This is a genomic window from Catalinimonas alkaloidigena (assembly GCF_029504655.1).
GTDB classification, from domain to species: Bacteria; Bacteroidota; Bacteroidia; order Cytophagales; family Cyclobacteriaceae; genus Catalinimonas; species Catalinimonas alkaloidigena.
In genome coordinates, this window is sequence record NZ_JAQFIL010000001.1 from 2,419,406 (window position 1) to 2,432,381 (window position 12,976).

Annotated in this window: 11 protein-coding genes; 10 read left to right on the forward strand and 1 reads right to left on the reverse strand. The window is 37.7% G+C overall.

Annotation, left to right across the window (positions count from 1 at the left end):
* The first annotated feature begins 33 nt into the window (after positions 1 to 33).
* The 9 genes from OKW21_RS09900 to OKW21_RS09940 all read left to right on the forward strand — a co-directional run bounded on the left by OKW21_RS09900 (position 34) and on the right by OKW21_RS09940 (position 10,188).
* Positions 34 to 1,200, forward strand: a complete 1,167-nt coding sequence (locus OKW21_RS09900; RefSeq protein WP_277479259.1) for a tetratricopeptide repeat protein — start codon at positions 34 to 36, stop codon at positions 1,198 to 1,200.
* Between the two features lie 13 nt (positions 1,201 to 1,213).
* Complete coding sequence (gene thrS, locus OKW21_RS09905) at positions 1,214 to 3,151, forward strand: threonine--tRNA ligase (protein ID WP_277479260.1); 1,938 nt, start codon at positions 1,214 to 1,216, stop codon at positions 3,149 to 3,151.
* A 144-nt stretch (positions 3,152 to 3,295) separates the two neighbouring features.
* Complete coding sequence (gene infC, locus OKW21_RS09910; RefSeq protein WP_277487648.1) at positions 3,296 to 3,853, forward strand: translation initiation factor IF-3; 558 nt, start codon at positions 3,296 to 3,298, stop codon at positions 3,851 to 3,853.
* 47 nt (positions 3,854 to 3,900) lie between these two features.
* Positions 3,901 to 4,095 (forward strand): 50S ribosomal protein L35, encoded by a 195-nt coding sequence (rpmI, locus tag OKW21_RS09915; RefSeq protein WP_277479261.1) that lies wholly within the window; start codon positions 3,901 to 3,903, stop codon positions 4,093 to 4,095.
* An 84-nt stretch (positions 4,096 to 4,179) separates the two neighbouring features.
* A complete protein-coding gene (rplT, locus tag OKW21_RS09920) occupies positions 4,180 to 4,524 on the forward strand; it encodes a 50S ribosomal protein L20 (protein WP_277479262.1) in 345 nt (114 codons plus the stop codon).
* Positions 4,525 to 4,594: 70 nt separating this feature from the next.
* The gene (locus tag OKW21_RS09925) at positions 4,595 to 6,094 is read left to right on the forward strand and encodes a GH3 auxin-responsive promoter family protein (protein ID WP_277479263.1); all 1,500 of its coding nucleotides are present in this window, start codon (positions 4,595 to 4,597) and stop codon (positions 6,092 to 6,094) included.
* A 10-nt stretch (positions 6,095 to 6,104) separates the two neighbouring features.
* Complete coding sequence (locus OKW21_RS09930) at positions 6,105 to 7,274, forward strand: 1-deoxy-D-xylulose-5-phosphate reductoisomerase (RefSeq protein ID WP_277479264.1); 1,170 nt, start codon at positions 6,105 to 6,107, stop codon at positions 7,272 to 7,274.
* 6 nt (positions 7,275 to 7,280) lie between these two features.
* Complete coding sequence (rseP, locus tag OKW21_RS09935) at positions 7,281 to 8,624, forward strand: RIP metalloprotease RseP (protein WP_277479265.1); 1,344 nt, start codon at positions 7,281 to 7,283, stop codon at positions 8,622 to 8,624.
* A gap of 703 nt (positions 8,625 to 9,327) precedes the next feature.
* Positions 9,328 to 10,188, forward strand: a complete 861-nt coding sequence (locus tag OKW21_RS09940) for a nucleoside-diphosphate sugar epimerase/dehydratase (protein WP_277479266.1) — start codon at positions 9,328 to 9,330, stop codon at positions 10,186 to 10,188.
* 194 nt (positions 10,189 to 10,382) lie between these two features.
* On the opposite strand, the gene sppA is transcribed toward OKW21_RS09940, so the two are convergent.
* Positions 10,383 to 12,158: a signal peptide peptidase SppA gene (sppA, locus tag OKW21_RS09945; RefSeq protein ID WP_277479267.1), complete on the reverse strand. Its 1,776-nt coding sequence runs from the start codon at positions 12,156 to 12,158 to the stop codon at positions 10,383 to 10,385.
* 78 nt (positions 12,159 to 12,236) lie between these two features.
* On the opposite strand from sppA, the gene folK reads away from it, so the two are divergent.
* Entirely contained in the window at positions 12,237 to 12,740 is a 504-nt protein-coding gene (folK, locus tag OKW21_RS09950; protein WP_277479268.1) for a 2-amino-4-hydroxy-6-hydroxymethyldihydropteridine diphosphokinase, read from the forward strand.
* Positions 12,741 to 12,976 lie beyond the last annotated feature (236 nt).

A 12,976-nucleotide genomic window follows, 5' to 3' on the forward strand; every position in this document is an offset into this window, starting at 1 on the left:
ATTGTGTTAACAAAGCGGTAAACAAATTTTATCATGTACTTTTTCTTGAAACAATTATCAGCCAGGTACTGCGTAACCTTAATAATAGCTGGTCTCAGCTTCTCATGTTCTCAACAGGAGCAGCATCAGATTCCAGCACTCCCGGACTTTGACCCTTCATACTACGATTACGGTTTAACTGTGGTCAATGAGATTATTGATGAAGATCCGGATAATGCCGAAGCTTATTACCGCAGGGCGGAATTGCTGTTGAAGCAAAATAAATTAAATAATGCATTGGCCAGTATCAGGAAAGCTTTAGAACTGAATGACAAAGATCCACTTTATCACCTTATCAGTGCTAAAGTACACTTGCAAAAAGGGCAAAACCGAGAAGCATTTAGCGATGCCAAAGCTTCCCTAAAGTATGGAGGAGCATCAGTTGAGTTATATGAAATACTGGCGCAGGCCAGCCTGAATAGTAATTATTTCACTGATGCAATGCTTTATAGTGATAGTGCCTTAGCATTAGCGCCAAACAACCCGTATAACTATCTGATGAAAGGTAAGGCACTGGCCTCAAGAAAAGATACAGCTGCCGCGGAGCCTCAATTACTAAAGAGCTTAGAACTGGGTGCTGAGAAAGCTGATGTCTACGAGGCTTTGGTAGAAATGTACATGAATACGCAAGATTACAATAAAGCACGTAGATACATGGACAAAAATCTGGCTTATCAGAAGGGTGAGGTGAGTGACCGAATATTATTTCAGCAAGCTAAAATCTTGCAGAGAGTTGGAAATATAGACAGCGCAAGTACCATCCTTTATCAGATAAAAGATGAGGGTAATGTTGATCTCTTTTCCCTGAATAAGGAATTAATGCACCTGTATTATCAAAAAAACTGGTATGACTCTGCCGATTTTTATGCCGATCAGATGCTTACCTTCCGCCCTAATGATAAAGAAGCGCTTATTACTCAAGCTAGAATCTACAATAACAGAAGAAATTATCAGCAGTCTATCGCAAAGTATGAAGAGATTTTAGAAAAAGACTCCTTACAACAGCAAGAGCTGTATAAATTAGCAAGCGATGAACTAGATTATCTCCGAAGAAAAGTTGCATATTTGTGGCAAAAGCAGCAAGAGGAACAATTTGAGAAAATGAAAAAAGGATTGGCGCCTTTGCAGCCAATCACGCCGGACGAACCAGAGAATAAGTAAGCGTAAATTTTATATGAGTAAAGAAATTAAGATTACACTACCTGACGGATCACAGAGAGAATACCCCCGAGGAGTTAGTGGATTAGAAATAGCACAAAGTATTAGCGAAGGCTTGGCGCGTAATGTATTGGCAGCCAAAGTTAATGGAGAAGTTTGGGATGCCAGCCGTTCAATTGAGCAAGATGCAGAAGTTCAGTTATTAACCTGGAAAGATACTGAAGGTAAATCTACTTTTTGGCATTCTTCTGCTCACCTTATGGCTGAAGCATTGGAGGGACTTTATCCTGGAATCAAGTTTGGCATTGGCCCACCTATTGAAAACGGTTATTATTATGACGTAGATTTTGGTGACAGAGAATTCAGCTCAGATGAACTGGAGAAAATCGAGCAGAAGATGTTGGAGCTTGCAAGGGAAAAAAATGTGTATGAGCGCATACCTATATCCAAAGAATCCGCGGTAAATTATTATAAAGATAAAGGTGATGAATATAAACTTGACCTGCTGGACAGGTTAGAGGATGGTAGTATCACTTTCTATAAGCAGGGAAGTTTTACTGACCTTTGCCGTGGACCACATATCCCCAACACCGGCTTTATCAAAGCAGTAAAGTTACTGAATGTAGCTGGCGCTTACTGGAAAGGAGATGAAAATAACAAACAGCTTACCCGTATTTATGGGATCACATTTCCCAAGCAGAAAGAGCTGAAAGAATATCTGGAAATGCTGGAGGAAGCCAAGAAGCGAGATCACCGTAAGCTTGGTAAAGAATTGGAACTTTTCACATTTTCTGAAAAAGTCGGGGCTGGACTTCCCCTTTGGTTACCAAAGGGAGTACTGCTGCGTGAAAGATTAGAAAACTTCCTGAAGAAAGCCCAGCGTAAAGCTGGATATGAGCAGGTCATATCTCCGCATATTGGGCAGAAGCAATTGTATGTGACTTCAGGTCATTATGAGAAGTATGGGCAGGATTCATTCAGGCCGATTACTACCCCTCACGAGGATGAGGAATTTTTGCTTAAACCTATGAACTGCCCTCACCATTGTGAAATTTATAAGAGTAAGCCCCATTCCTATAAAGAGTTACCAATACGTTATGCGGAGTTCGGTACGGTCTATCGCTATGAGCAAAGTGGTGAATTACATGGTTTGACGCGCGTGAGAGGTTTTACTCAGGACGATGCCCATATCTTTTGCCGTCCCGATCAGGTTAAAGACGAGTTCAAAAAAGTCATTGACCTGGTCATGTATGTGTTTGGCTCTTTGGGGTTTGAGAATTACACTGCACAAATCTCTTTACGTGATCAGGAAGATCATTCTAAATACATTGGTAGTGATGAAAACTGGCAGATCTCTGAGCGGGCAATCGTAGAAGCAGCAGAAGAAAAGAACCTGAATACAATTACTGAATATGGTGAGGCTGCTTTTTACGGGCCAAAATTAGATTTTATGGTTAAAGATGCCCTAGGGCGTCAGTGGCAGCTAGGAACCATTCAGGTGGATTATACTTTACCAGAGCGCTTTGACCTGACTTACACTGGAGCTGACAATCAAAAACATCGTCCGGTAATGATTCACCGGGCTCCCTTTGGCTCAATGGAGCGCTTTGTCGCTATATTGCTGGAGCATACTGGTGGGAACCTTCCTTTATGGCTGGCGCCTGAGCAAGTCACAATACTGCCTATCTCTGAAAAATATGCTGAATATGCTGAACAGGTCCTCCAAAAACTGGCGGAGTACGATATCAGAGGTATCATTGATCACCGGGATGAAAAAATTGGCAGAAAGATCAGAGATGCTGAAGTAAATAAAATCCCTTACATGCTTATTGTAGGTGAAAAAGAGCAGGAAGAGCAGGCTGTTTCGGCCCGAAAACATGGTGATGGTGACATCGGAAGTTTTGGTTTTGATGAGTTTGTAGGTTATTTTCAAAGTCAATCAAATAAAAACTAAGTTCCATTAAGGCTTAAAATCAAGTAGTAGTGAAACTTTATTCACCGTATTTTGTATTATTTAATAGTTATTGCTTTTTGATAATAGTAAATATTACTAGATATTTGCAAAAATAGATTTATAACAAACCAAAGGAGGTAGAAAATTAGCAAATTTAAGAAAAGAGGATTTGTCAGAAGGACGGAAGAGCCTTACAAAATAAACGAAAAGATCAGAGCACAATTCGTCCGTGTTGTTGGCGACAATGCTGACAACGAGATTCATGATATTGATACTGCCGTTAAAATGGCCAGAGATCAAAATCTGGATCTGGTTGAGATTTCACCTAAAGCAGATCCACCGGTCTGTAAGATCATTGATTATTCTAAGTTCAAATACGAACAAAAGAAGAAGCAAAAGGAAATTAAGCAGAAATCTCAAAAAACGGTTGTCAAAGAAATTCGTTTCGGGCCCAATACCGATGATCATGACTTCCAGTTCAAGCTTAACCATGCCAAAGGCTTTCTGAAAGACGGAGCTAAAGTAAAAGCATATGTACACTTTGTTGGTCGTACTATTGTTTTTAAAGAAAGAGGTGAAATGCTTCTTTTGAAATTTGCTCAGGAATTGGAAGACTTAGGTAAGGTAGAAGAAATGCCTAAACTGGTTGGGAAACGCATGACGGTTATGATGGCACCCAAACCTCAAAAAGCCAAAAGCTAATATACCTTAGAGATTTCTATCATAATTAATCATATAAATACATAACAATGCCGAAAGTGAAAACCAAGTCAGGCGCTAAAAAGCGTTTTAAACTGACTGGGACCGGGAAAATTAAGCGTAAGCATGCTTTTAAGAGTCACATCCTGACAAAAAAAGGAACCAAACGTAAGCGTAATCTGACCCATACAGGTTTGGTGCATAAGTCTGATGAGTCTCGTATTAAGGATATGCTTAACATTTAATAAACCATTAGGTTTTTTTGTTCACCAGAGGTTTGGTTACAAGTGCTGAGAAGCCACCATATCTCAAAAACGTTTAACTAAGAAATGCCAAGATCAGTAAATCACGTCGCTTCAAGAGCGAGAAGAAAGAAAGTCCTGAAACAGGCCAAAGGGTACTGGGGACGCAGAAGCAATGTTTGGACAGTAGCTAAGAATGCTGTTGATAAAGCTGGGGTTTATGCCTATCGTGACCGCAAAGCTAAGAAGAGAGAAATCCGTCAATTGTGGATACAAAGAATTAATGCAGGGGTAAGAGCCTATGGCATGTCTTACTCTCAGTTCATGGGAGCCCTGAAAACGAATGGCATTGATTTAAATCGCAAAGTTCTTGCAGATTTAGCAATGAACCAACCGGATGCTTTCAAGGCAATCGTTGATAAAGTGAAGTAACATATTACATTACTATCAGTTATAATAAGCCCTAGCTAGTTTAGGGCTTTTTTTATGTGTTATTTTATTTATGGGAATAAGATCAACTTTAAGTAAACCTTTTGCTGCGTATATAGTAAAGCAGCAAATGCAGTGGAGTAAGCAAGCTGAAAAGGCACAGGAGAAAATACTGAAATATCTTGTCGAGAAAGGGAAAAATACCCAATTCGGGAAAGATCATTATTTCAAGGATATCCGTACCTATGAAGATTTTAGAGAGTCAGTACCAATAAGAGATTACGAAGCCTTATCACCTTATATTAAAAAAATACTGAAAGGTGATAAAGATGTACTATGGAAGGGAAAGCCAGCGTACTTTGCTAAAACTTCAGGTACTACATCTGGTACCAAATACATTCCAATCACCAAAGAATCCATACCTAATCATATCAATTCTGCGAGAAATGCCTTACTGAGCTATGTGCATGAAACGGGAAAATCAGAATTTCTGGATAGGAAACTGATTTTTCTATCAGGTAGCCCGGTACTGGATGAAAAAGCAGGAATTCCTACTGGTCGGCTGTCCGGTCTTGTAAATCACCATGTACCTGCCTATCTGAGGACCAATCAGCTACCTTCATATGCCACCAACTGTATAGAAGACTGGGAAAAAAAGCTGGATAAGATCGTGGATGAAACAATCACTCAGGATATGTCGCTGATTTCTGGTATACCTCCCTGGGTACAGATGTATTTTGAGTGGATTATTGAAAGAACCGGTAAGCCGGTAGGAGAAGTGTTCCCCAATTTTTCGGTATTTGTATATGGTGGGGTAAATTTTGCCCCTTACCGCAAAAAAATATTTGAATCTGTAGGAAGGCCAATAGATTCAATTGAGACATATCCTGCCTCGGAAGGTTTTATTGCTTATCAGGATTCTCAAGAAGAAGAAGGGTTATTGCTGTTAGTAGATTCAGGTATTTTTTATGAGTTTATCCCAGCTGATCAGGTGCATCAGGAAAACCCACCCAGGTTAAGCATTCATGAGGTAGAAATAGGAGTTAACTATGCATTGGTGATAAACAGCAACGCTGGTCTGTGGGGTTATTCTATAGGAGATACCGTTAAATTTGTTTCAAAGTATCCGCATCGTTTGATTGTATCCGGAAGAATTAAACATTTTATTTCCGCATTTGGAGAGCATGTAATAGGAGAAGAAGTAGAGAAAGCCATGCAACTTACCTGTGAAAAATATTCTGAAACAGAAATTGTAGAATTTACAGTCGCACCACAGGTCAATCCTGAAAGCGGTTTACCCCTGCATGAATGGTTCGTGGAATTTTCTCAGTCCCCTCATGATTTGGAGGGTTTTGAAAAAGAGCTAAATTTACACCTGCAAAAATTAAATTCTTATTATGACGACCTGATTTCAGGTAATATCTTAAGAGGTTTAAAAGTTATTCCTTTGCAGCCCAGCGCCTTCAGAGAGTACATGAAAAGCCAGGGGAAACTGGGTGGACAAAATAAGGTTCCGCGTTTGGCTAATGACCGTAAGATTGCAGATTTATTGATTGATTTTAAAATAAAATAAGCCTTGTAGAATGATTAAAGATGATGAGGAAAAGAGGCATATAGCCATTTTAGGCTCAACCGGATCAATCGGAACACAGGCTTTAGAGGTAATCCATGCTTATCCAGAAAAGTTTGCTGTAGAGGTGCTTACGGCGAATACAAATGCTGACCTGCTGATTGAGCAAAGTATTCAGTATCAGCCCAATGCAGTGGTCATCGTAGAGGAAGCTTTATATAAATATGTAAAAGAATCTCTGCAGCAATACCCTATAAAAGTATATGCTGGAATCAACGCACTTGCTCAGGTTGTAGAAATACAACAGATTGATATTGTTCTTACGGCTACGGTTGGTTACGCAGGATTGCTTCCTACTATACGAGCGATAGCTGCTGGTAAACATATCGCCCTGGCTAACAAGGAAACTTTAGTGGTAGCAGGAGAACTGATTACTCAACTCGCTGCTCAGAAGGGCGTTAATTTGTATCCGGTTGACTCTGAACATTCCGCTATATTTCAGTGTCTAATAGGTGAATTCCATAATCCTATTGAAAAAATAATTCTCACGGCATCAGGTGGTCCGTTCCGGGGAAAAGCCAGGGACTATTTAAAGTCTGTAACAAAAAAGGAGGCACTTAAGCACCCCAATTGGGATATGGGAGCAAAAGTTACAATAGATTCGGCTTCCCTTATGAATAAAGGCCTTGAAGTGATAGAGGCCAAGTGGTTGTTTGGATTAAAAACAGAGCAGATAGAAGTAGTAGTACACCCTCAGTCCATTATTCATTCGCTCGTTCAGTTTCAGGACTCATCCATCAAAGCTCAAATGGGATTGCCTGATATGCGGGTACCCATTCAGTTTGCCCTGAGTTATCCAGAAAGACTACCTGCCGATTTTCCACGTTTCAACTTTATGGATTACCCTTCATTGACATTTGAAAAAGCAGATACTGACACCTTCCGGAATCTAGCACTGGCATTTGAGGCCATGGAGCGAAAAGGAAATATGCCCTGTATCCTTAATGCTGCTAATGAAATTGCTGTCGCTGAATTTTTAAGAGATAATATTGGTTTTCTAGACATGTCTGACATAGTTGCCCGTTGTATGGAGCAAGTTCCTTATATTGCGCAGCCTGTGTACGACGACTATGTGGAAACAGACAAATTAACAAGAATAAGAGCTCAAGAATTAATCAAATAACAATTAATGGAAGCATTAGTGATGGCCGCCCAACTATTATTGGGCTTGTCAATATTAGTAGGATTGCATGAACTGGGCCACTTAGTGGCCGCCAAGGTGTTTGGAATGAGAGTAGAGCAATACTACATTGGTTTCCCTCCTAAAATCTTTGGATTCAGGTATGGTGAAACAGAGTATAATTTAGGTGCGATCCCGCTTGGTGGTTTTGTCAAAATCTCCGGCATGGTAGATGAGTCCCTGGACACTGAAAAACTAAGTGAAGAACCTAAAGAATGGGAGTTTAGAGCTAAGCCAGCCTGGCAGAGACTTATTGTAATGATGGGGGGGATCATAGTAAATGTCATTACCGGCATCGTCATCTTTATTCTGATTACCTATCAATATGGGGAGTCTTATGTGCCAAAAGAGGAGATATTAGAACACGGTATTGTTGCCTATGCTCTGGGAAAAGAAATAGGTCTTGAAACTGGAGACAAAATTGTAAAAGTAAACGGCCAAGATTACAAGGGATTTCCTGATTTGGTAGGAGCGGACGTGTTATTGGGCGATAGCAGCTATTATACTGTGGAAAGAAATGGACAAACTGTTGATATCTATATACCTGGTGACTTTATTGATAAATTATCTGACAAAGAGTCAGCTACTAATTTTATTGATTACAGATTTCCTTATCAGGTTACAAAAGTAGAAAAAGATAGTAACGCTGATAAAGCAGGACTTCAAGCAGGAGATAAAATTATCAATGTCAATGGTCAATCCATCACATATTTTGATGAATTACAAAGTGCATTACTTCAAAATGCAGGGCAAGAAGTTTCTCTAACAGTAATGCGCAATGATAATCCTGATCAAGCGCAAGAGGCAAGCGTACCAGTCACTCTAAATGCTGAAGTAAATGAAAATGGTACACTAGGTTTTTATACAGAACGTCTGGTGGATCTTGCTATGACTGATTATACACTGGCAGAGGCGATACCAAAAGGAACTACAGAAGCTTTTGAAGTAGTCTGGATCAATATCAAGGCATTAGGTAAGATTTTTAGTGGTGAGGTTTCAGCTTCTAAGTCACTAAGTGGGCCTATCGGTATAGCCCAGATATTTGGGGGAACATGGGATTGGTACCGCTTTTGGCGAATCACCGGTTTATTATCAATGGTGCTGGCTTTTATGAACTTTTTACCCATACCTGCACTGGATGGTGGACATGTTACATTCCTAACCTATGAAATCATATCTGGTCGTAAACCATCAGATAAGTTCCTTGAAGGTGCTCAAAAAGTTGGGATGGTACTTTTGCTTTCGCTTATGACATTCGCAATTTTTAATGATATTTTTAAAGTCATCTTTTAGTATTAATTCTTCCTACTTTATAACCTTTAGCCGGCTTGTCCGGCTTTTTTTATTTTCAATAAGGAAATAAGAATCTTTACTGATTGGTATTGGAAAAAATAAAACTTATAGGTTAAAGGTTACCTTTTTGCATGATATGTGTACAAATATATGTAATGAAAAACACAGGTTCGCCAGATTATACATGTACAGTCAGTGTTATACTTTAATATCATTTACTATGCGTATTTAATCTGATGAAGTATAATTAAACAGTTGAAATTAAGAATAACTCATTAGGAGATGGCGAACTATTGCAACTATCAATTAAATTTTTTTCTATAAAATGATGTGTTGAGTAAAATTATTTAATTGATCTGGATGTTTTTTTAACAAGTTTTTATGGTATGTGTTTTTATAGTGCAAACGATTTATTTTTTGCTAGTTATTTGAAGCTCTTTTTGATGATATTCATTTATTAAGACACTAAAGTACTTTATTGTATAATTATAATATTTTTATTAAAATTTTTTACAAAACATGATGTAATATTCTTCTTTTTTTTTATTTTTGTCTTAAATCAATGCATTTACAGTTTTTAAGTATTGTGTGAGATGAAAAATGTTAGCTCTAAATCATATAATTTATTTGGTAAAAAGTTAACATATTTTTTGAAAGCCAATTTTGATATTTTTTTAACTAATAGTATTAACCCTTTTTTTCAATGAACATGATCAGTAAACTAAGGCCAAATCAATATTCAAAGACTCTTATTGTACTGCTGGTTATAGTAGAAACATTAGCTATTGTTTTTTCCTATCAATTTATCTTTTGGTTTTGGCAGGATATTTTGGATTATTCTCAACCAGCGTATAAGTCTTATACATTAGCTTGGTTGCTTTTATGGGTAACTGTTAGCTTACTTACAAACGCTTATACTGTTGAAAACCATAGAAGGATAAAAAAGATATTCGCTTACACTTTCAAGTTAGCGCTCATCCATTTGCCACTATCTGCTGCAGTGGCTATCATTATGGGATTGGATCAGTTATCATTTACCTTTCTGGCTGATTTATATTTGTTATTCATTATTTTCTCCATAGGCATTAAGAGCATTGCTTTATTGTATTACAGGTACATCTGTAACCTAGAAAAGAATAAGCAGAGAGTGGTAATAGTTGGATATACTCCTGCAGGAATGAGTTTACACAAGTATTTTACTGACGGTAAATCATCAGGCTATCACTTTGCCGGTTTTTTTGATAATAATATTAGCAGTCCTCTTGTCGTAGGAAACCTTAAACAACTAAAAAATTACTGCACGCGTGAAAAAATCAACGAAATCTTTTACGCTTTACCTTATGATGATAAATTAATTCAGGACATTTCAAGTTTTGCTGATGAAAACTTCATCCGTTTCGGAGTATTACAGGACATAGGGGGTGTTAAAGTGAAGTCTTTGCATTCTGATATCTATGGTAATGACCTGCCAGTATTGTCAATCAAAACGGAAACTGAAGGGAAGGAAAGTCTAAAATCTGGATATTTAAAAGCAATAAGTGTACTTAGGTCCTTGAACCTTTGAATGATCAGGTAGTAAAAGGCCTTCTTTCATCTCAATGAGAAAAGATATTGGTGATATGATGATATTAAAAAAAGGCTGGATTAAAAATTTTAATCCAGCCTTTTTTTAATTGCTAATTGATTTTCTTTTCTATCTTATTTTAGAACAAGTAGATACAAGTACAGACGTTCATGAAGCACTCTAAGCGCGTAAGTTTACTTTATTTCAATTTCAAACGGTAATCTGGCCTGGGTCCCTTGTAAATTCTGTAGTTCTTTAAGTTGCTTGACAGCGGGGTAAGCAATACCTAACTCTCTTTTTAATCTATAAGCTGAAATTTCCTGATCAAATTCTGACATTATCTGCTCAAGAAAAGTCTTTTTCCTGGGATAGTATTTCACCTGGTAATCGTCTTCAAGTTGGGCCTTCTCCTTCGCGATAGCAATGGCTACATCTAAACCACCGAACACATCAATCAGGTTTTTTTCCATAGCCTCAACACCGCTCCAAACTCTTCCTGATGCAACCGACTTAAGCTGATTTATTGACATATTTCTACCCATTGCGGCTTTTGTGGTAAAATCCTCATACCCCTGTTCTACTTGATTTTGGATTACCTGCTTTTCTCCTGATGACAAAGGACGAGTAAGGCTGAATATGTTTGCAAACTCCCCGGTTTGGACATAATCAGTGGTAACGCCAATATTATTTAATAGCTCTTTTGCATTGGGTATAATACCGAAAATACCTATAGAGCCAGTAATTGTATTAGGTTGTGCAACAATAGTATCACAGCCCATGGCCATATAATACCCCCCAGAGGCTGCTACATCTGACATAGAAGCAATGATAGGTTTTACCTTTTTAGCTAATTGAACTTCTCTCCACATTACATCAGAAGCTAAAGCGCTACCTCCACCTGAATTTATCCTGAGCACTATAGCCTTAATGTTATCATCAAGTCTGGCTTTTCGTATTTCTTTAGCAAAGGTTTCACCACCGATTACATTATTTTCACCTTTACCATTGACAATTGCACCACTGGCTACAATAACTGCAATTCTGTTTCTGGAGTAGTCATCAGCTGTCTGCGCAATAGCCTTTTCATATTTCTTGAGAGATATGAAATTAATATCCTCTGCATCCAATGGTTCATCATCATCAGACTCATGACCAAGTTCTTCAGCAATTTTTTCTATTACCATATCATAATATGCCGTATCGGTTATCAGTTGATAATTTTTAGCTTCAACTGGAGAACTAACTTTCATTGAGTCAGCAATCTGGCGTAAGACAGGTATGGAGATATCTCTCTCACTGGATATCTCTTCTAATATGATATCATATAGATTATTAATATATGCTTGGGACTGTAGACGACTAGAGTCGCTCATATTTGTCCTGAGCAAAGGTTCTACTGCACTTTTAAAGTCGCCTACCCTGAATACCTGTGGTTCAACTCCTAATTTGTCTAAGGTATTCTTGATAAAAGTAACTTCAACCACAAAACCGTTGAATTCAATATTGCCTTGGGGATGTAGATATATATCATCTGCTACAGAGCTTAAGTAATAAGCTTTTTCAGATAAAATCTCACTATAAGCTATGATAAATTTACCTGATTCTTTAAAGTCTAGAAGGGAGTTTCTGATTTCTCTGAGAGAAGCTAAACCACCTAAAGTTATGCCAGCATCTAAGTAAATTCCTTTGATGCGATCATCTTCTTTTGCTTTTTTTAGTGCTTCATTTAGTTCTATCAAACCAATATTCCCATTATTGTTACCTGGAAATAACAATGTATTAAAAGGGTCCTCAGTTTCTCTTTCCACTATGGGCTGGTTTAATTCTATTTTTAAAACAGAGTTTTCTTCTACTTCAACCTCTTGGTCAGAAGCCGCGCTACTGGCAATTCCGATGATTACTAGCGTGATGATTCCGAAAAAGACTAATAAGCCAACAACAGTCCCTAGTACAATTCGTAAAAACTTCATATTAGTTTAAATTTGTTATTCAGATGAATATGAACATTCTTTAAGATTTAAATATATAAGATTTATCCCTAATCTCTCGTGAAGTCAAGCATAGGAATATATTTATTGTTAGGTAGTAATCTCGGTGACCGATTACAAGTTTTAGCCGATACACAAAAAGAAATAGAAAAAACAGTAGGAGCAATCACTAAGGCTTCTAATGTTTATGAAACAGAACCCTGGGGAGTAAGCAATCAACCCTCTTTTTATAACCAGGTTGTGAAAATTGATAGTGAATTATCTCCACACAAGTTGCTGAACTCTATTCAGCTTATTGAGTATAAAATTGGCAAAATAAAACTCGGTAAGTGGAGAGAAAGGCTAATTGATATTGATATTCTCTATTATGATCAATTATTGATTGATGATGAAGAATTAACGCTACCACATCCTGAGATACAGAACAGAAGATTTACTTTAGTGCCTATGTGTGAACTAAATCCGGATTTTATCCACCCTGTGTTTAATAAATCACAAGTAGAACTACTGGCTAATTGTCCGGATGAGCTTAAAGTTTGGTCATTAGATACGACCTTAATATAAGGTTTAGTGTGAGAAAGGTATAAAGAGCTAAAGCATTTGCAAAAATGGAAAGTTCCTAGGCAGAAAAAATGGAAATTAATTTTTCAAGAAGGACTGATATGGGGGCTGATTACATCAACTTTTGCATATTTATGGAAAATCAACTTTGAGCTTTCAAAATTAGAATGGGAAGAAATATTTATCAGTTGGATAATTTTTTGAATCGGAGGTTTGATCATGGCCTATTTTAGGTTTCA

Excerpts from the sequence above, each read along its gene's own strand:
- OKW21_RS09930 (WP_277479264.1), top strand. The coding sequence starts at position 6,105 with ATGATTAAAGATGATGAGGAAAAGAGGCATATAGCCATTTTAGGCTCA.
- rpmI (WP_277479261.1), top strand. The coding sequence starts at position 3,901 with ATGCCGAAAGTGAAAACCAAGTCAGGCGCTAAAAAGCGTTTTAAACTG.
- sppA (WP_277479267.1), bottom strand. The coding sequence starts at position 12,158 with ATGAAGTTTTTACGAATTGTACTAGGGACTGTTGTTGGCTTATTAGTC.
- thrS (WP_277479260.1), top strand. The coding sequence starts at position 1,214 with ATGAGTAAAGAAATTAAGATTACACTACCTGACGGATCACAGAGAGAA.
- OKW21_RS09925 (WP_277479263.1), top strand. The coding sequence starts at position 4,595 with ATGGGAATAAGATCAACTTTAAGTAAACCTTTTGCTGCGTATATAGTA.
- rseP (WP_277479265.1), top strand. The coding sequence starts at position 7,281 with ATGGAAGCATTAGTGATGGCCGCCCAACTATTATTGGGCTTGTCAATA.
- rplT (WP_277479262.1), top strand. The coding sequence starts at position 4,180 with ATGCCAAGATCAGTAAATCACGTCGCTTCAAGAGCGAGAAGAAAGAAA.
- OKW21_RS09900 (WP_277479259.1), top strand. The coding sequence starts at position 34 with ATGTACTTTTTCTTGAAACAATTATCAGCCAGGTACTGCGTAACCTTA.
- OKW21_RS09940 (WP_277479266.1), top strand. The coding sequence starts at position 9,328 with ATGAACATGATCAGTAAACTAAGGCCAAATCAATATTCAAAGACTCTT.